The 23469-nt window shown below is 71.4% G+C and carries 19 protein-coding genes; 16 read left to right on the top strand and 3 right to left on the bottom strand.

Going from position 1 to position 23469, the window contains the following annotated elements:
- Positions 1-10: 10 nt before the first annotated feature.
- Positions 11-484 carry an Hsp20/alpha crystallin family protein gene (locus tag ACIBO8_RS19330; RefSeq protein WP_396116612.1) on the bottom strand — a complete coding sequence of 158 codons (474 nt, stop codon included), beginning with the start codon at positions 482-484 and terminating at the stop codon, positions 11-13.
- 202 nt (positions 485-686) lie between these two features.
- Here ACIBO8_RS19330 and ACIBO8_RS19325 point away from each other — a divergent pair, with 202 nt between their 5' ends.
- Positions 687-1811: a pyridoxal-phosphate dependent enzyme gene (locus ACIBO8_RS19325; RefSeq protein ID WP_396116611.1), complete on the top strand. Its 1125-nt coding sequence runs from the start codon at positions 687-689 to the stop codon at positions 1809-1811.
- Here the strand turns inward: ACIBO8_RS19325 and ACIBO8_RS19320 are convergent.
- Positions 1794-3113, bottom strand: a complete 1320-nt coding sequence (locus ACIBO8_RS19320; RefSeq protein WP_396116610.1) for a TIGR04013 family B12-binding domain/radical SAM domain-containing protein — start codon at positions 3111-3113, stop codon at positions 1794-1796. The genes ACIBO8_RS19325 and ACIBO8_RS19320 overlap by 18 nt on opposite strands.
- Positions 3114-3280: 167 nt before the next feature.
- On the opposite strand from ACIBO8_RS19320, the gene ACIBO8_RS19315 reads away from it, so the two are divergent.
- From ACIBO8_RS19315 to ACIBO8_RS19285, 7 genes are all read left to right on the top strand, one after another.
- On the top strand, positions 3281-3850 hold the full coding sequence (locus tag ACIBO8_RS19315) for a hypothetical protein (protein ID WP_396116609.1): 570 nt from the start codon (positions 3281-3283) through the stop codon (positions 3848-3850).
- Between the two features lie 102 nt (positions 3851-3952).
- Positions 3953-5074 (top strand): uroporphyrinogen-III synthase, encoded by a 1122-nt coding sequence (locus tag ACIBO8_RS19310; protein WP_396116608.1) that lies wholly within the window; start codon positions 3953-3955, stop codon positions 5072-5074.
- Positions 5074-5712 (top strand): sirohydrochlorin chelatase, encoded by a 639-nt coding sequence (locus ACIBO8_RS19305; RefSeq protein ID WP_396116607.1) that lies wholly within the window; start codon positions 5074-5076, stop codon positions 5710-5712. Before ACIBO8_RS19310 ends, ACIBO8_RS19305 begins: the two co-directional genes overlap by 1 nt.
- A gap of 69 nt (positions 5713-5781) precedes the next feature.
- Positions 5782-7875 (top strand): molybdopterin oxidoreductase family protein, encoded by a 2094-nt coding sequence (locus ACIBO8_RS19300; protein WP_396116606.1) that lies wholly within the window; start codon positions 5782-5784, stop codon positions 7873-7875.
- 1 nt (position 7876) lies between these two features.
- Complete coding sequence (nirB, locus tag ACIBO8_RS19295; protein ID WP_396116605.1) at positions 7877-10336, top strand: nitrite reductase large subunit NirB; 2460 nt, start codon at positions 7877-7879, stop codon at positions 10334-10336.
- 70 nt (positions 10337-10406) lie between these two features.
- Complete coding sequence (locus ACIBO8_RS19290; RefSeq protein WP_396116604.1) at positions 10407-10721, top strand: Rieske (2Fe-2S) protein; 315 nt, start codon at positions 10407-10409, stop codon at positions 10719-10721.
- The gene (locus ACIBO8_RS19285; RefSeq protein WP_396116603.1) at positions 10718-12052 is read left to right on the top strand and encodes a nitrate/nitrite transporter; all 1335 of its coding nucleotides are present in this window, start codon (positions 10718-10720) and stop codon (positions 12050-12052) included. The genes ACIBO8_RS19290 and ACIBO8_RS19285 overlap by 4 nt, the downstream gene beginning before the upstream one ends.
- 17 nt (positions 12053-12069) lie before the next feature.
- Here ACIBO8_RS19285 and ACIBO8_RS19280 read toward each other — a convergent pair whose 3' ends face one another.
- Positions 12070-12510, bottom strand: a complete 441-nt coding sequence (locus ACIBO8_RS19280) for a MarR family winged helix-turn-helix transcriptional regulator (RefSeq protein WP_396116602.1) — start codon at positions 12508-12510, stop codon at positions 12070-12072.
- 353 nt (positions 12511-12863) lie between these two features.
- Here ACIBO8_RS19280 and ACIBO8_RS19275 point away from each other — a divergent pair, with 353 nt between their 5' ends.
- The 8 genes from ACIBO8_RS19275 (at position 12864) to ACIBO8_RS19240 (ending at position 23460) form a co-directional block, all read left to right on the top strand.
- Positions 12864-13775, top strand: coding sequence for a winged helix-turn-helix transcriptional regulator (locus tag ACIBO8_RS19275; RefSeq protein ID WP_396116601.1), 912 nt, complete (start codon positions 12864-12866; stop codon positions 13773-13775).
- Between the two features lie 173 nt (positions 13776-13948).
- Entirely contained in the window at positions 13949-15133 is a 1185-nt protein-coding gene (locus tag ACIBO8_RS19270; RefSeq protein ID WP_396116600.1) for an MFS transporter, read from the top strand.
- Positions 15134-15435: 302 nt separating this feature from the next.
- The gene (locus ACIBO8_RS19265; RefSeq protein WP_396116599.1) at positions 15436-18495 is read left to right on the top strand and encodes a hypothetical protein; all 3060 of its coding nucleotides are present in this window, start codon (positions 15436-15438) and stop codon (positions 18493-18495) included.
- Positions 18479-20176 (top strand): hypothetical protein, encoded by a 1698-nt coding sequence (locus ACIBO8_RS19260; RefSeq protein ID WP_396116598.1) that lies wholly within the window; start codon positions 18479-18481, stop codon positions 20174-20176. Before ACIBO8_RS19265 ends, ACIBO8_RS19260 begins: the two co-directional genes overlap by 17 nt.
- Positions 20176-21579, top strand: a complete 1404-nt coding sequence (locus tag ACIBO8_RS19255; RefSeq protein ID WP_396116597.1) for a hypothetical protein — start codon at positions 20176-20178, stop codon at positions 21577-21579. Before ACIBO8_RS19260 ends, ACIBO8_RS19255 begins: the two co-directional genes overlap by 1 nt.
- A 150-nt stretch (positions 21580-21729) precedes the next feature.
- On the top strand, positions 21730-22215 hold the full coding sequence (locus ACIBO8_RS19250) for a hypothetical protein (protein WP_396116596.1): 486 nt from the start codon (positions 21730-21732) through the stop codon (positions 22213-22215).
- Complete coding sequence (locus tag ACIBO8_RS19245) at positions 22215-22532, top strand: MerR family DNA-binding transcriptional regulator (RefSeq protein ID WP_396116595.1); 318 nt, start codon at positions 22215-22217, stop codon at positions 22530-22532. The genes ACIBO8_RS19250 and ACIBO8_RS19245 overlap by 1 nt, the downstream gene beginning before the upstream one ends.
- Positions 22533-22635: 103 nt before the next feature.
- The gene (locus ACIBO8_RS19240) at positions 22636-23460 is read left to right on the top strand and encodes a serine protease (RefSeq protein WP_396116594.1); all 825 of its coding nucleotides are present in this window, start codon (positions 22636-22638) and stop codon (positions 23458-23460) included.
- Positions 23461-23469 lie beyond the last annotated feature (9 nt).

Below are 23469 nucleotides of genomic sequence, written 5' to 3'. Positions count from 1 at the left end.
ACGGGCCGGGTCACGACGAGGTGGCCGTGCCCTCCAGGACCTGGGACTCCTTGCTCAGGGCCGGGGAGTCCTTGCCCCGGGCGATCTCGATGCGCCGCGGCTTCGCGGCCTCGGCGACCGGGATGGTGAGCGTCAGCACGCCGTCCTGCCAGGTCGCCGCAATGTGCTCGACGTCCAGCCCGTCGCCCAGCGTCAGGCGGCGTTCGAAGGTGCCGGTGACGCGCTCGCGGCGCAGCCACTGGACGTCGGAGTCGGTGCGGGGCGAGCGCTCCGCGCGGATGGTCAGCACGTGGTTGTCGACGTCGACCTGGACTGAGCCGGGGTCGACGCCGGCAAGGTCGCAGTGCAGGACGAAGTGATCACCGGAGCGGTAGAGGTCCATCGGCATCGCCATGGTCGCGGCACCGGCGGAGCCCGACGTGGGGCCGAAGACCTGGCCGGCCAGGCGGTCGAACTCGCGGAAAGGATCGAAGGTCAGCACCACGGATCCACCTCCTCGTGCGGCCCGCCGGCCGTTCCGGCGGGCGTGTGGCGCTCGGCGTTCGGATCATCTCTGCCGAGAGTCGTGCAGCACGTCCGAGGTGGGTTCATCACCGCGGTTGAGCTGCAGCGACAATTCATGTTTTAGCACTGTCGGCTCGAGAGTGCCAAGAGCCGGACCAAGATTTTCTGGAAGGATCGGCGCCATGAGCGCTCTCGTCGACCGGGCCGGCCGCCGCTACCCGCTGCACGAGCCGCGGTGGTGCGGCGACGACGGCTCGCCGCTGCTGGTCGCACCGCTGCCCGGCATCACGCGCGACGACGTCGACACCACCGTACGGTCGCAGTGGCGCTATGCGGCGGCCCTGCCGGCGCCGGTCGGACGGCCGGTGACCCTCGGGGAGGGGTCGACGCCGCTGCTGCCGTTCGACCTCGACGGAGTGGCGATGCTGGTCAAGCCGGAGTGGGCGAACCCGACCGGCAGCTTCAAGGACCGCGGCACCACCGTCATGGTGTCGACCCTGCAGGAGCAGGGCATCGGCGAGATCCTCGAGGACAGCAGCGGCAACGGGGGGTCGTCCGTCGCCGCGTACGCGGCCGCCGCCGGGATCCGGGCCACGATCCTGGCGCCGGAGTCGACGTCCCCGGCCAAGATCCAGCAGAGCCGGGTGCACGGCGCCACGGTCCGGCTGGTGCCGGGCAGCCGTCAGGACACCGCGGACGAGGCCGTGCGGCGCTCCGCCTCGACGTTCTACGCCAGCCACAACTGGCACCCGTTCTTCCTGCAGGGCACCAAGCTTCTCGCGTACGAGATCTGGGAGGACCTGGGGTTCACGGCGCCGGACGCGATCGTCCTGCCGTGCGGGGCCGGCAGCCTGGTCCTGGGTCTGCACCTCGGTTTCGGTGAGCTGCTCGCGTCCGGGGCGGTCCGCCGCCGTCCGCGGCTGCTGGTGGCCCAGCCGCGCAACTGCAGCCCGCTGGTGACCGCGTTCGGGGCCGGGGCGGATACGGTCGCGCCGGGTGAATGGGTGCCGACGGTCGCGGAGGGTACGGCGATCGCCCGGCCCGTGCGGGACCGGGAGGTGCTGGCGGCGATCCGGCTCTCCGGCGGAGACATGACCGCGGTGGCCGAGGCGGACATCGGCCGCGCGACGTTCGAGCTCGCCGGCCGAGGCCTGTACGCGGAGCCGACCAGCGCCATCGTCGTCCCGGCGGCCCGCGAGTTCCGCCGCCGTGGTGCCCTGCGCCCCGGCGGATCCACCGTGCTGGTGCTCACCGGCTCGGCGTTGAAGGCGGCCGACGCCGTGGGACGGCTACTCGCCCAGCGGTAGCGTCGGCAGGATCGTCCGGCTGCGCCCGGGACGGGGGTACGCCTCCGCGGCGGCGGCGAGGCGGGCCGCGTGGTCGCGCTGCTTCTGCCAGTGCCCGTAGAGGGCGCCGCGCTGCGACAGCCGGTCGACCTCGGTGATCGTCGCCGGGTCGACGTCGCCGGGCGGGGCGTCGCGCCACGGGGTGCCCGGCAGGGGCATGAACGTGTGGGCGTGGATCCGGGCGCCCAGGTCGGCGAGGTCGCGGGCCAGCGTCAGGGAGGCCTGGACGTCGTCCGTGCCCTCGCCCGGCATGCCGAAGATCATGTCCACGTTGATCCGGAAGCCCTCCTCCACGCCGAGGCGGACCGCCCGCCGGACCTCCTCGGTCCCGTGCCCCCGCTTGGCCGCGTCGAGCACCCGGTCCGACCCCGACTGCGCGCCGACGATGATGTTCGTGTTCGCGCAGTACCGCTTCACCAGCCGCAACGCCTCCCGGCTGACGTGCTCGGGCCGGATCTCGCTGGGGAACGAGCCGAAGAAGACCCGCCCGTGCGGGCCGATGCCCTCCCGGCACGACGCGAGTAGCTCCTCGACCGCCGCCAGGTTCGGCTCCTCGGTCTGGCTGCCGTACGACAGAGCGGTCGGCGTGATGAAGCGGACGTCCCGCAGTCCGCGCTCGCGCATCCGGTCGACGTGCCAGCGGACGTTGCCGATGCTGCGGTGACGGAACCGCGCCGAGAACATGAACGGGGTCTGGCAGAAGCGGCAGGCGTAGACACAGCCCCGTGTGATCTCCAGGGCGTTGAACCGGTCCCACCGCAGGGAGAAGCCGGCGAAGTCGTCGAGCGGCCGCTGCCGGGCCTTGCCGGTCCGCACCAGGGTGCCGTCGGCGTCGCGGTAGGCCAGCCCGTGGATGCCGGCCGGGTCGCCGCCGGCGTCGACCAGCGCGAGCAGGGTGGTCTCACCTTCGCCGATCGCGGCGACGTCCCAGCCCGCGTCCAGCGTCTGGACCGGCTCGGCGGTCGCGTGGACGCCGCCGGCGACGTGCAGAACGGAAGGGCCGTCCGCCAGTTCGCGGATGCGGCCGAGCTCCTGCGCGAGCGCGGCGGCGTCGGGTGAGTAGAAGGACCACAGGACCAGCACCTTGGCGCCGGCCGCGAGCGCGTCCCGGATGTGCGCGGCGGTGGCTTCGGGGGTCTCGCCGAAGCGGACGTCGTACCGGGTGGTGGTCTCGTGCCCCTCGAGCGCGCCGAGCAGGACGTGAAAGCCGTACGTGACCGCCTTGCGGTAGCGCAGGATCAGGACGAGGTCCGGGCCGCTCATCCCGCGATTTTGTCAGCAGCGAACCGCCTCCCCTCGCGCGGACCCACGAGAGGAACCGGTCGGGCTGTCGGCTTTCCGACTCGTGGATCGACCGGCCCCGGCGTGGGGGCCCGGCCCGTAGCCTTCCGTATTGCACCTTTAGTCCGCGTTGGAGGGAGACGCGCACCATGACGACCGAGGACGACAACGGCACCGGCCTGAGCCGGCGCCGGGCGATGCTGCTCGCCGGAGCCACCGCCGCGGCGCTCGCCGGGCTCGAGGCGGCCGTGCCGACGCCCGCGCTGGCCGCCCAGAGTGGATGGCGTTGGTGCCTGCAGTGCGGCTCCTTGTGGCGGCCGGGGCTGCCGTACAACGCGTGTCCGGCGGGCGGGGCGCATGTCGCGCGCAGCTGGAACTACGTGCTCAAGGTCGAGTCCGAGGGCGGCCCGGGCCAGCCGGAGTGGCGGCTCTGCGCCAACTGCCAGGCGCTCTGGTGGCGGGGGAACGGCAACACCGGGCAATGCTCCGGCGCACCGATGGGACACAACGAGGTCGGCTGGGGGACGATCTCCCCGCGGTACGTCCTGGAGACCGCCACCGCCAACACGGGCGGCACCGGCCAGGCGAACTGGAGATACTGCAGCAACTGCCACGTCATGGTCTACAACGACACCGGCACGAACTCCGCGGGCCGTTGCGCCGCCGGTGGGCGCCACTACACGGGCGGCAGCTGGAACTTCCGGATCAAGTACGTGTGACGTCCGGTCACACTCGGACGTCCGCGCAAAGTGATGCCGCGTTAGCACCACGGAAACACAAGGGTGCCCGGACCGTAATGGCTGGTGGCGAGCATCTGTCGGGTGGAACCCGATCAGAATGCCGACGTCGCCGGCCCGCTCGCCGGGTTCACCGTGGCCGTCACCGCCGAGCGGCGGCGCGAGGAACTGGCCGCCCTGCTGGAGCGGCGCGGGGCCCGGGTCGTCGTCGCGCCCGCGATCACCATCGTGCCGCTGGGGGACGATCAGGCGTTGCACGCCGCGACCGAGGCCTGTGTCGGGCTCGCCCCGGACATCGTGGTCGCCACCACCGGGATCGGGTTCCGGGGGTGGCTGGAGGCCGCCGAGGGCTGGGGGATGGGCGACACGCTGCGGGCGGCGCTGGGCCGGGCGCGGCTGATCGCGCGGGGTGCCAAGCCGTGCGGGGCGATCCGGGCCGCCGATCTCACCGAGGAGTGGTCCGCCGCGACGGAGTCGTCGGAGGAGATCCTGGAGCGGTTGCTCGCGCAGGGCATCGCCGGGCGGCGGATCGCGGTGCAGCTGCACGGCGGGCCGCAGGCGGAGTTCACCGGTGCGTTGCGGGCGGCCGGGGCCGCCGTCGTGGAAGTCCCGGTCTACCGGTCCGCCCTGCCGCCCGACGTCGCTCCCGTACGCCGCCTCGTCGGCCAGCTCACCGCCGGGCAGATCGACGCGGTCACCTTCACCAGCGCGCCTGCCGTGCAGGCCCTGCTCGAGATCGCCGGTCCCGACGGCAGCGAGGTGCTCGACCGGTTCCGGGGCGGGACGATGGCCGCCTGCGTCGGGCCCGTCACCGCTGCCGCGCTGGTGGCGCAGGACGTCCCGGTGGTCACGCCGCACCGCTCGCGGCTCGGCGCCCTGGTCAAGGTCGTCACCGACGAGCTGCCCCGCCGGGCGCGGCGGCTGTCGGTCGGCGGCGACCAGCTGGAGATCCGCGGGCACGCCGTGCTCATCGACGGCCGGCTGCAGACGCTGGCCCCGGCCGCGATGGCCATGCTGGGCTCGCTCGCCGACCGGCCGGGTGCCGTGGTGTCCAAGGAGAAGCTGGCCGAGGCACTGCCGCGGGGCACCGACGCGCACGCCGTCGACGTCGCGATCGCCCGGCTGCGGACCGCCCTGGGCGGCGGCGGGCACATCGAGACGGTGATCAAGCGGGGATACCGGTTGCGGGTGGACGAGGGAGCCTGATGACGAGTCTGCTCGCCGTGGCGCACGGGACGCGGTCCGCCGCCGGTCAGTCCCAGATCCGTGACCTGGTGGACCGGGTGGCCGGGCGCCTCCCGGGCGTGGAGGTACGGCTGGCCTACGTCGACGTGCAGCAGCCGCGGGTGGCGGACGCGATCCGGGCGACGGACGTGGTGGTGCCCTTGCTGCTCTCCGCCGGCCACCACGTGCGGGTGGACATCGGGGAAGCGGCGGCCGCCGCCGGTGCTGTCGTGGCGCCGCCGCTCGGCCCTGATCCGGTTCTGGTGGACATCCTGCGGCGGCGGCTTCCGCCCTGTGACGCCGTCGTGCTCGCCTCCGCGGGGTCCTCCGATCCGGCGTGGCGGGCCGAGGTGGACGGCGTCGCCGCCGAGCTCGGTGGCACGGTCGCCTACGCCTCCGGCCGGGAGCGGCTGGTGCCCGACGTCGTCGCGCGGCTGAGAAGAAGCGGGAAGAGACGAATCGTCGTGGCGGCGTACCTGCTCGCCGACGGGCTGTTCTACCGGTCGCTGCACCGGGCCGGCGCCGACCGGGTGACCGCGCCGCTGTGCGAGGACCCGGCGGTCGCGGACCTGGTGCGGACGCGTTTCCGCGATCTCACAATGGCCGCGAGCGGGTTGTAGGGAAAACCGAACGTCGGGGCAATCATTACGCGCGAGTGAACGAAACGCCGGCCCGCCACGATCCTTCTCGTGACGGTGACCGAGACGCATTGCCCGTACTGCGCGTTGCAGTGCGGCATCCGGTTGACGCCCGCGATTCCCCGGGTGCGGCTGGAGCCCGCCGACTTCCCGGTGAACCGCGGCGGGCTCTGCGCCAAGGGCTGGACCGCGGCCGAGCTGCTCGACCATCGGGATCGCCTGCTCACCCCGCTGGTGCGCAAGACCGCCGGGGACCGGGGCAGCCCGCTGCGGGAGGCGACCTGGGACGAGGCCCTGGACCGGATCGCCGGCGCTATCCGGTCCAGCCAGCAACGGTACGGCCCGGACAGCGTCGGCGCGTTCGGCGGGGGCGGGCTCACCAACGAGAAGGCGTACACGCTGGGCAAGTTCGTCCGGGTGGCGCTGCGCTCGGCGTCCGTCGACTACAACGGCCGGTTCTGCATGTCGTCGGCCGCCACCGCCGCCAACCGGGCGTTCGGTGTGGACCGTGGGCTGCCGTTCCCGCTCGAGGACCTGGCGGGTGCGCGTACGGTCCTGCTGGTCGGGGCGAACCCGGCCGACGCCATGCCGCCCTCGATGCAGTACCTCGACGCCGGGCGCGCCGACGGTGCCCGGCACATCGTCGTCGACCCGCGGCTGACGGCGACCGCCAAGGGCGCGTACCGGCATCTGCAACCCCTGCCCGGCACGGACCTGGCGCTGGCCAACGGCCTGCTGCACATCGCGATCCGCGAGGGCCTGATCGACGAGGACTACGTCCGGGACCGGACGACCGGTTTCGAGGCGGTCCGCGCCGCGGTGACCTCCTACTGGCCGGAGCGGGTCGAGCGGATGACCGGCGTGCCCGAGGCCCACCTGCGCGAGACGGTCCGGATGCTGGCCACCGAACGCCCGGCGATGATCCTCACGGCCCGGGGCGCCGAACAGCATAGCAACGGTACGGACACCGCCCAGTCCTACCTCAACCTCGCCCTGGCGCTGGGCCTGGTCGGCCGGCCGCTCTCGGGCTACGGCACGATCACCGGCCAGGGCAACGGGCAGGGCGGCCGCGAGCACGGGCAGAAGGCCGACCAGCTGCCCGGCTACCGGCGGCTCGACGATCCCGCCGCCCGCGCGCACGTGGCGAAGGTGTGGGGCATCGACCCCGCCGAGCTGCCGATGCCGGGCAAGTCCGCGTACGAGATGCTCGACCGGCTCGGCACCGACGGCGGCGTACGGGTGTTGCTGGTGCTGGCCAGCAACATCGCCGTCTCCGCGCCGCACGCCAACCACGTCATCGACCGGCTGCGCGCCCTCGACCTGCTGGTGGTCTCCGACATCTTCCTGTCCGAGACCGCCGAGCTGGCCGACGTCGTCCTCCCCACCGCCCAGTGGGCGGAGGAGGAGGGCACGATGACCAATCTGGAGGGCCGGGTCATCCGCCGCCGCAGTGCTCTGCCCCCGCCCCCCGAGGTCCGCACCGACCTGCGGTTCCTCAAGGACCTCGCCGGGCGCCTGGGACGCGGCGAGTTCTTCAGCGACGAACCGCGCGAGGTCTTCGACGAGCTGCGCCGCGCCAGCGCCGGCGGGATCGCCGACTACGCCGGCATCACCTACGAGCGGATCGAGGCGGAGCAGGGCGTGTTCTGGCCGTGCCCGGCCGAGGACCACCCGGGCACGCCGCGGCTGTTCGCCGACGGCTTCCCGACGCCCGACGGGCGGGCCCGCTTCGTGCGGGTCGAGCACCGCGACCCGCACGAGGTCCCCGACCGGCATTTCCCGTACGTCCTGACGACCGGCCGCACCATGCAGCAGTACCAGAGCGGCAACCAGACCCGCCGCGTCGCCGCGCTGAGCGTGGCCATGCCCGAGCCCCGCGTCGAGCTGCACCCCGACCTCGCGCGCCGGCACGGCATCGCCGACAGCGACATGGTCGAGCTGCGCAGCCGCCGCGGCCGGGCGTTCTTCCGGGCCCGGCTCAACGCCGGCATCCGCCCGGACACCGTCTTCGCACCGTTCCACTGGGGCGGCGACAACGCCGTCAACGCCCTCACCGATCCCGCGCTCGACCGGCACTCCAAGATGCCCGCGTTCAAGGCGTGCGCGGTCGCCATCTCCCGTACCGAAGAAGAAGGGAGCTGCTGACGTGCAGCAACCGCGTCTGGTGGTCATCGGCAACGGCATGGCCGGCGCCCGTACGCTCGAGGAGATCCTCGCCCGCGACGGCGACTTCGCCATCACCGTCTTCGGCGACGAGCCGTACGGGAACTACAACCGCATCATGCTCTCCAACGTCCTCGCGGGCGTGGAGGACGAGGCGGGCATCTTCCTCAACGACCTGTCCTGGTACGCCGACAACGGCATCACCCTGCACGCCGGCACCCGCATCGCGCGCATCGACCGGCGCGGGAAGACGGTGTACGCCGAGGACGGCACAGCCACGCCGTACGACAAGCTCATCATCGCCACCGGCAGCCGCTCGTGGGTGCCGCCGATCACCGGCATCCACCGCCCGGGCCGCGGCTACCACCAGGGCGTCTTCGCCTTCCGGACGCTCGACGACACCCGCTCGATGATCCGGTACGCCCGCGAGCACGAGCGCGCGGTCGTCATCGGCGGCGGCCTGCTCGGCCTCGAGGCGGCGCGGGGCCTGCAGAACCACGTCAGCCACGTGACGCTCGTGCACGCCATGGGCCACCTCATGAACACTCAGCTGGACGCCGAGGGCGGCGCGACCCTGCAGCGCAGCGTGGAGAAGCTCGGCATCGAGGTGGTCACCGACGCGCTGACCACAGAGATCCTCGGCAAGCACGCGGTCACCGGCGTGAAGCTCAAGGACGGCCGGACGATCCCCTGCGACGTGGTGGTGATCGCCGCGGGCATCCGCGCCAACGCCGAGGTGGCGGAGGTGAGTGGCCTCGCGGTCGACCGCGGCATCGTCGTCGACGACCAGATGCGGGTGCAGGGCGAGCCCGACATCTACGCCGTCGGCGAGTGCGCCCAGCACCGCGGAGAGGTGTACGGCCTCGTCGCACCCCTGTGGGACCAGGCGAAGGTGCTCGCCGACCACCTCACCGGGCGCGACCCCGAGGCGGCCTACCACGGGTCCCGGGTCGCCACGAAGCTCAAGGTCGCCGGGGTGGACGTGGCGGCGATGGGCGTCCAGGCGGCCGAGCGCGACGACGACGAGACGCTGACCTTCAGCGAGCCGCGCAAGGGCGTCTACAAGAGCCTCGTCATCCGCGACGGGCGTCTGATCGGCGCCACCCTGGTCGGCGACGTCGGCAAGGTCGCCTTCCTCATGCAGGCGTTCGACCGCGGGCTGGCGCTGCCGGAGAACCGCGTCGAGCTGATGTTCGACCTCGGAGGACCGCCCGCCGAGGTCAGCGCCGCCGAGATGGCCGACGACGCCCAGGTGTGCAACTGCAACGGCGTCAGCAAAGGCACGCTCGTCGAGACCGTCCACGGTGGATGCAAGACGGTGAACGGCGTCATGGACAAGACACGGGCCGGCAAGGGCTGCGGCACCTGCAAGAGCCTGGTCCAGCAGATCGTCGAGTGGGCCGCCGGGGGAGAGGTCGAGGAGGACCCCGCGGCCTCCTGGTACGTCCCCGGCGTACCGATGCCCAAGCCGGAGCTGATGCAGGCCATCCGCACCCACGGGCTGAAGTCGGTGTCGTCGGTCTTCGCCACGCTGGTGCCGGGCGGCGAGGAGGACGCGAAGAGCAAGATGGGCCTGGCCTCGCTGCTGAAGATGATGTGGGGCGACGAGTACGTCGACGAGCGCGACGCCCGCTTCGTCAACGACCGGGTGCACGCCAACATCCAGCGCGACGGGACGTTCTCCGTGGTGCCGCAGATGAAGGGCGGCGTCACCACTCCGGCCCAGCTCAAGCGGATCGCGGAGGTCGCCGAGCGGCACCGCGTACCGATGGTCAAGCTCACCGGCGGGCAGCGCATCGACCTGCTCGGAGTGCCGAAGGAGAAGCTGCCGCAGATCTGGGCGGAGCTCGACATGCCGTCCGGATACGCGTACGCGAAGAGCTTCCGCACCGTGAAGACCTGCGTCGGCTCGGAGTTCTGCCGCTTCGGGGTGGGCGACTCCACCGCGCTGGGCATCGCGCTCGAGGAGCGATACCAGGGCATCGAGGGCCCGGGCAAGATGAAGCTGGCCGTCACCGGGTGCCCGCGCAACTGTGCCGAGGCGTACGTGAAGGACCTGGGCGTCGTCGCGATCGACGGCGGCCGGTGGGAGATCTACGTCGGCGGCGCGGCCGGGGCGCACGTGCGCAAGGGCGACCTGCTGGCCACGGTGGACTCCGCTGACGAGGTCATCACGCTCACCGGGCGGTTCCTGCAGTACTACCGCGAGAACGCCAACTGGCTCGAGCGCACGTACGCCTGGGTGCCGCGGATCGGCATCGAGCGCATCCGCGAGGTGGTGGTCGACGACGCCGACGGGATCGCCGCCGACCTCGACGCCGCGATGGAGGCCTCCGTGGCCGCGTACAAGGATCCGTGGCGGGAACGCGCCGAACCGGTGACACCGGGACAGTTCCGCACCTCGCTGCCGCTGACCGTCCTGCCCCAGGTGCCGGTCCGATGAGCGCAGCGGTGAGGCTACGACCGGGACCACGACGGCGGACGATCGCCGATCCGCGGAGCGGAGGCCAGCAATGAGCACCCGGCTCGGTCCCGTGGACCAGATCCCGTTCGGCGAGGGACGCGCGTTCGCCGTGGAGGGCGAGATGGTGGCCGTGTTCCGGCTGCGCGACGGCTCGCTGCGCGCCCTGTCGGCGGTCTGCCCGCACAAGGGCGGACCCCTCGCGGACGGGCAGATCGACAGCAAGGTGGTCGTCTGCCCCCTGCACCTCAACGCCTTCGACCTGACTACCGGCTGCTCGCTCAGCGGGCAGCCCGACCTGACCGTCTACCCCGTCGCTGTCGACGACGAGGGTCACATCGTCATCTACTCGGAGGTCTCCGCGTGAGCGCTACCACCCTGGAACGTCCCGCCGCCCTTACCGTACGAGGGCATTGGATCGACGACTGGCGGCCCGAGGACCCCGCGTTCTGGGCGAACGGGGGCGCCGCCATCGCCCGGCGGAACCTGACGTACTCGATCTTCTCCGAGCACATCGGCTTCTCCGTGTGGACGATGTGGTCCGTGCTGGTGCTGTTCCTCGGCCCCGCGTACGGCATCGACCCGGCCGGCAAGTTCCTGCTCACCGCCGTGCCCGCGCTGGTCGGGTCGACGCTGCGGATCCCGTACACCTTCGCGGTGGCCCGCTTCGGCGGCCGCAACTGGACCATCATCAGCGCGTCGCTGCTGCTGATCCCGGCCCTGCTCGCCGCCTTCCTCATCAGGCCCGGGGTCTCGTACGGCACGCTGGTCGCGCTGGCCGCGGTCGCCGGCGTCGGCGGAGGCAACTTCGCCTCCTCGATGACGAACATCAATGCGTTCTACCCGGACCGCCTCAAGGGCTGGGCGCTCGGCATCAACGCCGGCGGCGGCAACATCGGGGTGGCCGCGGTGCAGCTGGTCGGCCTCTTCGTGCTGGCCGTGTTCGGCGCCGGGCACCCCGGCATCGTGGCCGGCATCTACATCCCGCTGATCGTCGCGGCCGCCGTCGGCTCGGCCCTCGCCATGGACAACCTCAGCCAGGTCCGCAACGAGAAGCGCGGCGTGCGCGACGCCGCCCGGGAGCCGCACACCTGGATCATGTCGCTGCTCTACATCGGCACGTTCGGCTCGTTCATCGGCTTCGGCTTCGCCTTCGGTCAGGTGCTGCAGGTGCAGTTCCACGACGTGTTCAGCACGCCGGTGAAGGCCGCGTACCTCACGTTCCTGGGCCCGCTGCTCGGCTCCCTGATCCGGCCGGTCGGCGGCGCGCTGGCGGACCGGCTCGGCGGCGCGCGGGTCACCTTCGTGAACTTCCTCGCCATGGCGGCCGGCGCGAGCATCGTCCTGATGGCGTCCCAGCTCAAGTCGCTGCCGCTGTACCTCATCGGGTTCATCGCGCTGTTCGTGTTCAGCGGGATCGGCAACGGGTCGACCTACAAGATGATCCCTCGCATCTTCGCCCTCAAGCACCCGGACGACCAGCACGAGGCCCGCCGGCTCTCGGGCGCGGTGATCGGCATCGCGGGGGCGATCGGGGCGTTCGGCGGGGTGCTGGTGAACCTGGCGTTCCGGCAGTCGTTCCTCGAGTACAAGACGGCGGACGCGGCGTACGTGGCGTTCATCGCCTTCTACGCGTTGTGCGTACTGGTGACGTGGGCGGTGTACCTGCGCCCGGACCGCAGGATCGGCACCGTCTGACCGCACTTGCCGGGAGGTCAGTGTCCGCGCAGGTGGTCGACCAGGTCGGCGAGTTCGGGTACCTCGCGAGCGTCGTCCAGCGCCTTCTGCAGGATCGTGTCGTGAACCGGCGCGGCGGCGGCGAGCAAAGCCTTGCCGTCGCCCGTCAGTTCCGTGTAGATGCCGCGGCGGTCGTCGGGGCAGAGGCAGCGGACGAGCAGCCCCCGGTTCTCCAGCCTGGTCACCAGCCTGGTGGTGGCGCTGGAGCTGAGCGCGGCGGCCCGGCCGAGCTGCTGCATACGCATGTGCCAGCCGTCCTGGCGGCTGAGGGCGTCCAGGACCGTGAACTCCACGACCGAGAGTCCGAACTGATCGCCGAGCGTCTTCTCCAGGGCGGCCTCGATGCGTCCGTGGAGGGCGGCCAGTCTGCGCCATCCCTGGGCTCTGATCTCGACGGCGGCGTCGTTCGCGACTCCCATGCCGCTCCCTTCGTCAGGACGCCCATCGTGGCCGCAGATAGTGCGCTTGTGCAACTACCACTCTACGAGGTCGGCCTGGCGGGTACGCCCGGGGACTCAAGGCAACCACGTCCCAGCATGTGGAACGCCTTTCGTGATGAGCTTCACCGCCTTTCCGGATCACGATGCGCCTGACGTGGCGTGTCATCTTTTCGTCATCAGTGCTACCCGCGACTGTGCGTAGTTCGATTGCGGCGACCCTTCGCCGCGGCCTAGTTTTCAGGTCAGACATCGAGGAGTGCTTACTGTCGCGCGGGGGGCCCGTCGGTAGCCATGAACGCATCTACGTACGTATCCGTGCGGCCGGTCGTGCAATGAGCGCCTCGACCGTGCAGATGGTTCCGATCAATGCGCTGCGCCCGGCCTACTCGCCGCGCACCGGGGGTGAGAACGAGGCGCACATCCGCATGCTCGCCGAGTCGGAGCAGGAACTGCCGCCCATTCTCGTGCACCGGCCGACAATGCGGGTCATCGACGGCATGCATCGGCTGCGAGCGGCCCGGCTGCGCCACCGCCAGCAGATTCCGGTGCGGTTCTTCGACGGTACGGAGAACGAGGCGTTCGTCCTGGCCGTCCGGAGCAACACCACGCACGGGCTGCCGCTGTCGGTGGCGGACCGGCGCCGGGCCGCGCTGCGGATCCTCGGATCCCACCCGCAGTGGTCCGATCGCGCGGTGGCCGAGGTGACGGGCCTGTCGTCGAAGTCGGTGGCGGCTCTGCGCCCGTCCCTGCCGGGCGCAGCGGGCGTGGCCGAGGCGCGCACCGGGCGCGACGGCCGGGTACGGCCGCTGAACACCGCCGCCGCGCGGGTGCAGGCCGGCCGCCTGCTTCAGCAGAACCCGAAGGCGTCGCTCCGCGAGATCGCCGACCGGACCGGCATCTCGCCGGGGACCGTGCGCGACGTGCGGCGCCGGCTCGGCCGCGGCGAGGACCCGGTGCCACCGCAGCAGCGGCCCGCCGATTCCGCGCGCGGGGACCGCCGGGCGCCGGAGGATCCGGCCCTCGTGCTGGCCCGCCTGGCCGCTGACCCCGCCCTGCGCTACAGCGATGCCGGGCGGGCGGTGCTCCGGCTGCTGAACACGTACGCGGTCCTGGACCGCCGGGTGGACGAGGTGCTCGCCGCGGTGCCGTTGCACTCGCGGCCCGCGGTCGGCCGGGTGGCCCGCGCCTGCGCCCAGCTTTGGGCGGACCTGGCCGACCGGCTCGACGACGGCCCCGTTCACTGACGTCCGGGCTCGCCCGGTCGCGTCCGCGGCCGGGCCGGCGCGCTGCGGTTGTGCAACTGAGGACCGACGCCGCTTGCACGCGGAAGCCGACATGGAGCTTGTGCGTATAGAGCGCGTGCGCAATGATTGCACGCGACGCATAAAGGCTCACGCAACCCCATGGAGGTTTCGACATGCCCATCGGGCTTCTCGCCCTGGCGCTGGGGGGCTTCGGCATCGGGCTCACCGAGTTCGGGATCGTCGGTCTGCTGCCCGAGGTCGCGGACGACTTCTCCGTCAGCGGACAGGTCGCCGGATACCTCGTCTCGGGCTACGCGCTGAGCGTGGCCGTCGGGGCGCTCGCGCTGACCGCGGCGATCACCCGGTTCGACCGGAAGAAGTCGCTGCTGGGGCTCATGGTTCTCTTCATCGTGGGGAACCTGATCTCGGCCGTCGCTCCCACGTACTCGATGCTCATGACCGGTCGCGTCGTCGCGGCGCTGTGCCACGGTGCCTTCTTCGGTGTCGGGGCGGTGGTGGCCGCCGAGATGGTCGCGGCGAACCGCCGGGCCGGCGCCATCTCGCTGATGTTCGGCGGCCTCACCGTGGCGAACGTCCTCGGCGTCCCGCTGGGCACGTTCCTCGGCCAGCAGCTCGGCTGGCGCTCGACGTTCTGGGCGATCACCGTCATCGGCGTCGTCGCCCTCTTCGGCATCGCGCTGCTCGTTCCCGACACGACGGCGCAGGCGGAGACGAGCCTGCGCAGCGAGCTCGGCGCCTTCCGCCGGCCGCAGGTGTGGGTGTCCGTGGCGGTCAGCGTCCTGGCGTTCGGCGGCGTGATCGGCGGCTTCACCTACATCGCGTTCACGCTCACCGAGGTGACGGGGTTCGCGGAGAGCGCCGTGCCCTGGCTGCTCGTGCTCTTCGGCGTCGGCACGTTCGCCGGCAACTACGTGGGCGGCAAGGTCGCGGACCGGGCGCTGAACCGGTCCCTGATCACCATCATGATGGGCCTCACGGTGGTGCTCGGGCTCTTCGCGCTCACCGCGGGCAACAAGGTCGTGACCGTCTTCTCGCTGTTCCTGATGGGTTCCGTCGGCCTGGCCACGGCCCCCGGCCTGCAGCTGCGCACGATGCGGTACGCCCAGGACGCGCCCACGATGGCGTCCGGCGCCAACATTGCCGCGTTCAACGTCGGCAACGCGCTCGGCGCCTGGCTCGGTGGTCTCGCGCTGGGTGCGGGCTTCGGGTACGTCTCGCCACTCTGGGTCGGCGCGGGCGTGGTCGCCGCCGGCCTCGTCGTCCTCGTGGCCGGGACGGCGGTCTCCGGCCGGCAGGCCGCCCAGCTCGACGCGGTAGCGGCCGGCGCGGTCAACTGACCCGTACGCCGGCGCATTCTCGAAGCGTCACCGGCGCGTATCGTCATTGGTGCAGAAATGCCATTGGATACGCGTCGGTGGCGCTTTTCTTTTTTAGTGTTGTCCCGCACGTCCGCAGTGTCGTCGCCGCTGTTGACCCCCTCCTTTGAAACGTATTGAATACGAGCCGGAGTCACGCTCCACTTCGCCGGCCGGAAAACGGCCGGGAGAGCGCCGAATGCGAACTCGCTCATTGTCGCCGGGCCGGTGAATCGGATCGATCACGGCCGGCGCTCGGCGCCGCACTTTCACGGGAGGATGCGTTGGAACGGTCGACTGTGCTGTCCGGACCGGAGAAACAATTGCCCGGCGTCTCGCCGCGCGTGGTGTCGTCCCTGCGAGGGGCCTATCCCCGCGGCAGCGCCGTCCTCGAGCGGGCGATCGCCGGCGCGCTCGAGCAGACATCCCTTCCCGAGGTGACGGACGTGGAGATCCACGCCGACCACCTGAGCCTGATCACGACGCCGCCCGGCGCGGCGACGGACGTCCCGTTCGACGTCGCGGCCATCACACCGCGCGGTGGGACGTTCGACCTCATCCTCGATTACGACCAGCAGACGGTGTTCGGCCTGAGCGCCGAGGACGGCGACGCCGGGGCGTACGCGTCCGGCCGCAGGTTCCTGGACGCCCTGCGCCCGCACTACCGGCTGGTCGAGGGGGCCAGGGAGCCGGCGGCGAGCACGCTGCTGCTCGGCACGAAGGGAATGCGGAGCCTGCTCGGCGGGGTCCTCGAACGCCCGGACGTCGGCATCGTCCATGCCCCGATCCGGGCCGCCCTCAAGGCGCTGACCCAGGGCGAGGACACCGGCGAGTCGGAGTTCGTCCGCAACCTCCGCCTGGCCACGCTGGAGCTGCGGCGCAGCGGGCTGGACCCCGGCCTCCAGCACGCGCTGGAGCTCACGGTCCAGTTGTCGCTGCGGGTGCGGCGCGGCGTCCAGCCCGTCCTCGCCCTGCGGATGGTGCCGCGGGAGGCGATCCTGGCGGAGCTGGGGCTCGATGGCACCGAGAACCTCCGGGAGGCGTTCGCCGATCCGGCCACCCTGGCGATGTTGTCGCCGGCGCACGCCCTCGACGCGGGCGCGGTCGGCGGCATGGACCGCGACGCTCTGCTGCGGATCGTGGCGGACCTGAGGGAATGCGAGTTCCTCGCGGTCTTCCTCATGGGCGGGACCGGTCCGGCGTCACCGGTGCTGATGCCGGACACCCTCGACGACGCGACCCGGCTGAACCGCGCGCTGTCGCGTACCAATGCCTTCCTGTTCTCGCGGGAGCACGCCCGCCGGATGGACCTGGCGGTCCCGGAGTATCTGCCGCGGGCCGGCAGCGGGCAGATCGCGGGTTTCTTCCCGGGGCTGGGCAGCCGGGCCGCGTACCAGAACCTCGGCCGGGCACTGCTGGAGTCCGGGGACGCCACGGTGGCGGCGATCTACGATGAGGCCGCGACCGCGCTCGGCTTCCCGGGGCAGCCGCACCGGCTGCTGCCGGAGCCCGGCACCTACCCGGCGGGCAGGATGGCGCGGCAGGGCTTCATCGGCGTGGCCCTGCTGGTGCACAGCCTCGCGCTCGAGGCGCGGCTGCGGAGCCTGGCGGCCGGCCGTGGTGTCCGGCTCGGCTTCACGGCGTACGCGGGGGAGAGTTTCGGCGTCATCACCGCGGCCGTCGCGAGCGGCGCCCTGTCCGTCGGGGACGGTGTGAAGATCGCGTACGCCTTCACGCCGCTGATGCTGCAGGCAGCCGAGGGGATCACCGGCGGCGGTCCGTTCGAGGAGGAGATCGCCTCCTACCTCCCCGAGCCGGTGCGGGGACACGCGCTCGTGCCGGAGCCCCACCACGTGGTCGGCCTGCGCGGAGACCCTGAGCACCTCGGCGCGCTGCTCGACGACCTCGAGGCCCTCGGTCTCGGTGCGGACGTGGAGGTCCACAAGACGTATTCGCGGCAGCAGACCAACGTCTACGTCCGGGCCGGCGTGAAGGCCGCATTCGACCTGTTCCTGCGCAAGTTCCCCCGGGTGCGGTCCGAGGAACTCAAGGCACCGACGACGTTCCTGGCGCATTCCGTGCGGATGCGACCCGCGCGCGACGCGCTGGCGGCCTTCCTCGACGACAACGGCATCGTCTTCGCGCGGCCGCGGGTGCCGATCGTCTCCAACAACGACAGCGGCCTGCTCACGACGGCCGCGGAGGTTCGCAACGGCGTGCTGGCCGTCACGGACGAGGTGATGGCCTCGAGGGCGACCGTGGAGACGCTGGCCGGCCTCCGGCCCGACATCGTCCTGGAGCTGGGGCCGGGCGGGAAGTCGCTGCAGCTGCTCGCGGACAACGACGTTGAACTGCCGCTGCTGGCCTGGACCGGAGCGGCGGAGCAGGCCGACCTGCTGCTGGGCTCCGTGCGTCTGATGGACGACATCATGGCCGAGTTGGAGAAGGTCTACCACGCCGGCGACGGGCTGGCGGACCGGCAGTACGACCTGCTGCGCGAGCTGTTCCGGCTGGCCACCGGGAACCCGTTCGCCGAGCGGTACTTCCACCGGGCCATCGGGCGGATCATCACGAACGAGATGCTGCACCCCGACCGCGACGGTGCGCCCGCGTTCTACCGGTTCCTCGAGGTCTTCCAGCACACCCGGCAGCACCGGCAGAGTGTCGACGTCGAGGCGGGCGAGCTGGTGCTGCACGCCCGGTCCAAGAAGCACATCACCGGCGGCGCGGACCGGGTCGGCCGGGTCTACGCCGAGCTCTCGGTCCTCGACGCGGCGGGCGCGGTGGCGGACCGGAGCACGTCCGAGGTCAGCCAGCCGGAGGCGCTCGTGTTCCACTTCGACAAGCTGGCCGAGGTCGGCCTGGCCGAGTTGGCCCGCAAGACGCGGACCCTGCTCGATGCGCAGCCCGTCGCCCGCCGGATCTACGACGACGTGCTCGAGCACCTCGGCATCGAGGACGACGGTTTCCTCACCCTCGAGGGGGCCACCGCGCCGACGGTCGAGCAGATCGCCGTGAGCTACGTCGTCTACCAGTACGCCCTTTTCCAGGTCCTGCGGTTGCACCGGCCCGCCATCTTCGCGCATGACTACTACCTCGAGGGCAGCGATCCGATGGGCTGGCTGGTGGCCCTGGCGGTGTCCGGGGCGGTGGCCCTGACCGACGCTGTCGCCCTCTACCGGGCGTACCTGCGCGTCGACTCGCGGCCGCCGGAGTTGCGCCAGGCCCTGGACCGCATCGTGACCTCGCTGCGTACGCCCGACAGCCCGATCCTCTCGCTGGACGGCATTCCTCTTCAGACGATCAAGGACCTGGAGGCCACCACCCGTGTTGTCTTCGCCTGACGCCCTCGGCATCCGCGGGCGCAAGATCCAGCTCAACGGCAATTGCCAGATCGTCTCCCTGGGGTCGGCGCTCGATCCCGCCACGCTCAGCGCCGGGCCCTTCCGGGTCGACGTCATCTCCGTCGAGGCGCCGGCAGACATCTGGCGCAAGCGGGCCAACCCCGCCCTCGACGAGTTCGAGGAGCGGTCCACCCTGATTCTCACCGACGAGAACGAGAACGTGCTGCGGCACGCCCGGGGGCGGCGCCTGCTGAGCAGCACCGTCAACGCGTACGTGAACAGGGGCGAGCGCATCGTCGGGTTCGGCAAGGGCGGCAGCGAATCCATGACCATCTTCCTGCGCAAGGAGGGCGACGACCGCATCACCGTACGGAAGATCCTCAGCGAGGCGCTGACCACCGCCGCCTGGCAGCCCGACGGCACCGGTGTGATGCTGCCGCCGTTCGCCAAGGCGCGCAAGCAGGCGGAATTCCTGCAGGCCCTGCCGAACCCGGTGCGGCACAACTTCCCGCTCGTCTACGACGTGCAGGAGCGCGAGATCCCGCGCACGTCCGGCCCGGAGACGTACCGGGAGGTGATCTACGAGATGAGCTACGTCACCGGGGAGGAGGTCAGCCGCTACGTCGAGCGTCACTCGCCGCCGCCTGCGGTGATTGCGCGGCTGTACGAGGAGATCTTCCGGGTCCTGCACGAGACCGTGCACACCGTCCATCGCGTGCCGGCGCCCGGTGACACCCTGGAGGTCTCCTACTTCAAGAAGATCGAGGACCGGCTGGAGCTGAGCCGTCGAACCGCGCCGCGCACCTTCACGGCGGACCTGCTCGACACCGAGCGGATCGTCATCAACGGGCGCCCGTACCGCAACTCGGGGGCGCTGCTGCGCGCCTTCCGGAGCAGCCCGGCGTATCGGCGGATCCTGGAGCCCCGCTTCCACTCCCTGGTGATGGGCGACACCAACACCGAGAACATCAAGATCGCCGACACGGAGCCGCTGCTGCGGGCGCAGCGCCTGATCGAGGCGGGCGCGCCACGCGCAGTGGTCGACGAGGCGCTGGCCGGCGTCACCGCGGAGACCATCGGTATCAAGTTCCTCGACCCGCGGGCCATCGGCTTCCGGGGCGAGGGCCGGCAGACCCGGGACGACCCCATGTACGACAACAAGCCCTGGCACAACTCGATCGGCCACTACGACGAGATCCACTACGAGCAGTTCGGGCTGCGCGTGCGTACGGGCCCGGGCCGTACCCCCGCTGTGGACGTCGAGTTCCTGGACGGCAACCCGTACCAGCGGGCCTACCGGGTCCGTGACGTCACGGAGGCGGGCGGGACCGTCGACCCGTCGCGGCCGGCGCCGGGCATGGAGGACTACTTCGCCCAGGTCATGACGAACGTGTACGGGCTCGGCGACCCGGCCTCGCCGTTCCTCGAGCAGGACCCGTACTGGCTGGTCCGGTTCGTGTTCGTGATGGGCACCCACTTCACGGCTATGCCGCCCTTCCACTTCCAGGCGGAACTGGACGGGACGCTGATCGACACGTACGAGACGCAGCGCCGGCCCGTCGCCATCTACTGCGAGGGCGTCAAGTGGCTGAACTGGGCGCTGGAGATGCTCGAGGGCACGCGGACGGAGTTCCTCGGCGTACCGGTGCCCGCGCTGCCGACGGGGGAGGGGAACGAGTGATGGGCTTCGACGAGCTCTCCACGGAGTCCCGGATGATCGCGACGCCGTGGAGCCGGATGGTGCGCGGCATCGGCCTGGGGCAGTACCCGGTGGACTACGACCCGGAGATCGCCGGCTGGATCCGCCACTCGCTGGACCTCGTCGCCGAGCGGGCGAAGGGCGACTCCTACACCGCCTTCGCGAGGCGTACGGCCGGCCTGATCCTGACGGTGGCCGGCGGCGACCGGATCGACCTCGCCCGGGAGGTCGAGGCCGTGGCCGACGAGGTCCGAGCGGTGAAGAATCCGTACTACCGGGTCACGGCCGGTTCCGTCCTCATGGACGCCGTCGCCAAGCTCGGCGTCGGCTCCGCGCTGCCGGCCGGCTTCCCCGCGGAGATCCTCGCCACGGTGGACCGGATCGAGCCCGACCGCATCAAGGACGAGAACAGCGGCCGGCACGGCGACTACGAAAAACTGTCCGCCTTCACCGCCGTCTTCCTGGCCCACGGCCAACTGGGGCTCGCGGACCGCCTCGGCAGTCTCGTCCCGCAGGCGCTGGGACTTCTGGACAACGTGCCCGCACCGTTCTTCCGGGGCCGCGGCGGCGCGATGCTCATCTCGGTGATCTCGCTGATCGGCCATGGCGCCCACCTGGCCGGAGAAGAGCGGGACCACGTGGCCGCCGTCCTCGACTACCTGGACCGGGCCGACGAACTCCGGCTGGCGCCGTCCTTCCCCCAGCCGATGTCGCCGGCCTTCGCCACGATCTATCCGCTGGTCACGATGCTCAACGCCATCGCGATGACGGGTCGCCCCGAGTACCTCACCCACGGCCGGGACCGGCTGGCGCAGATGCGAGAGCTCTGGGCCGCGATCACCCCGGTGGAACGCACCCACATGGGGCTGTACTACCTCGTGGCGCTGCACAACCTGGGCCGTCTGCGCGCCGAGGTGCCCGACCTTGACGGCTTCGTGGAGGCCCTCGTCGGCCAGTGGCGGCACGTGGACCCGGGGGAGAACTTCTTCCTCAACGGCATCTCGTACGCGTACATGATCGAGACGGCCATGATCGCGGGCCGTCCGGACCTGATCACCGGGGCGTTCGTGGAGCGGCTGGTGGACAGCTTCCCCGATCTGGACCGCACGGAGCTGGACCGTGCCAACCGCCCGTACCCGTTCAGCTATGCCGTCAACGCGCTCGGGGAGATCGGCGCCGCGGCCCGCCTCTTCACCCCCAGGGCGCGGTACGGCGCCAGGACGCCGATGGAATGGGTCGTCGGTCAGCTGTCCGGCGACCTCGCCGAGGAGAACAGCCGGCTGTACATGCTGAACCACGCGCTGATCAGCTATGCGCTGCGCTTGCGTGGGGCCGGCAGCGGGGAGACGGAGCTCTTCCGGAGTTTCCGGTTCGGCGCGCGCTAGCAGCTTTCCCCACTCCCCCCGAGACCCGGCCGTCACCTGACAGGGGTGACGGCCGGGTCGCCCATGTCGTCTTGACCCTGACGCTGGGAGAGACTGCACTGTGGCTTCCGGACGGCGCGCGGGCGCCGCCGGGACGGGAGGTGGGTAGTCATGGGCGAGATCCGGTTGCGCGACGTGCCGGAGCAGCACGTCGTGAGCGAGACGCGCAGTGTGGACCAGGCGGCGCTGGAGGCCTGGCTGCCGGGTGCGATGGCCCGCGTCGCCGAACGGGCGCGGGCGGCCGGTGGCCTGCTCGGCACCACGGACTGGCCGTTCCTGGAGCGGTCCGGTGACGAGCCGGTGTTCGTCACGATCTACGAGGGCAATCCGAACGAGGGGCCGACCCCGGTCGAGGTCTGCGCGACCGTGGCCGCGGGCGGCGACCGCACCATCCCGGCGCACCGTGAGGCGTATGCCCGGGTGACCAAGGCCCAGGTCACCGGCGGAGAGCTGGGCGGGGTGTACGAGGCGGTCGAGAAGTGGATCTCCGACAACGGGCTGGCCGTCGCCCGGGCGCCGCGGGAGACGTACTGGACTGATTTCATGTCCGCGGCGGCCGGCGACGAGGTCTTCGACGTCGCGTTCCCGGTGAGCTGATGCCCGGCGCGGCCTGGCTGCTGACGATCGGCGAGTTCGCCCGCCGGTGCGGGCTGTCGATCCGGGCCCTTCGCCCGTACGACCGGATCGGCCTGCTCCGGCCGGCAGCTCTACGCCGGCCCGTCACCCTCGGCCGAGCTGGGCTGGATCCGCGGCGCGACGGACCGGCTGGGGGCGCTGGCGGAGCGGTCGGGCGCGGCGGCCGGGCCGCGGTTCGTGGTGTTCCACGGCAGGTCTATGGCTACGGCGCCGACCTCGACGCGGCCTCGCCGGGCGACCCGGTCTGCGACGTGGCATCCCCGTTCCGCCGAGCGTGATTTACATGGACTGACATCAATGCAAAGATCGGGGACACCGAGATCATCCGGTGTCCGTGGGTCGCCGATCCGGCCGCGCGGCACCCAGCAGAAGGGATCCTTGATGCGCCTTCGTCGTGCGCTCACCCTCGGCGCCGCAGTCCTCGCATCCGTCGGCGGGCTGCTCGCCGGCCCTGCCCCCGCGCAGGCCGCCCGGGCGGTCACCCTGGCCTCGACCATCAAGCTCAGCAACTGTTCCGCCTCGCTGGTGCGCTACCCGACCTCGGTCAGCAGTGACCGGGCGATGATGCTCACCAACGGGCACTGCTACGAGGGCGGGTTCATCGCCGCCGGGCAGGTGCTGCAGAACCGGTCCAGCAGCCGCTCCGGCACGCTGCTCAACAGCTCCGGCGGAAGCCTCGGCACGGTGCGCGCCGACCGGGTGCTGTACGCGACGATGACCGGCACCGACGTCACCCTGTACCGCCTGACCAGCACGTACTCGACGTTGCAGAGCCGCTACGGCGCCACCGCCCTGACCCTGTCGAGCACCCGTGCGGCCGCCGGGACGTCGATGAGCATCCCGTCCAGCTACTGGAAGCGGATCTGGAACTGCAAGATCGATACGTTCGTCGACACGCTCCGCGAGGACCAGTGGACGTGGCACGACTCGATCCGGTACGACAGCGCCTGCGACACGATCCACGGCACCTCCGGGTCGCCCATCGTGGACTCGGGCACCGGCCGGATCATCGGGATCAACAACACCGGCAACGACGACGGTGAGATGTGCACGCTGAACAACCCCTGCGAGGTCGCCGCCGACGGGACCACCCGGGCGTACCAGGGGCAGAGCTACGGCGAGCAGACGTACTGGTTCACCACCTGCCTGACCAGCAGCCGGACGATCGACCTGACCGTTGCCGGCTGTCTGCTGACCAAGCCGTGATCCCGGGGC

It is taken from the genome of Actinoplanes sp. NPDC049681, from assembly GCF_044465265.1.
Taxonomy (GTDB): Bacteria; Actinomycetota; Actinomycetes; order Mycobacteriales; family Micromonosporaceae; genus Actinoplanes.
This window is presented reverse-complemented; position numbering and strand designations above follow the sequence as displayed.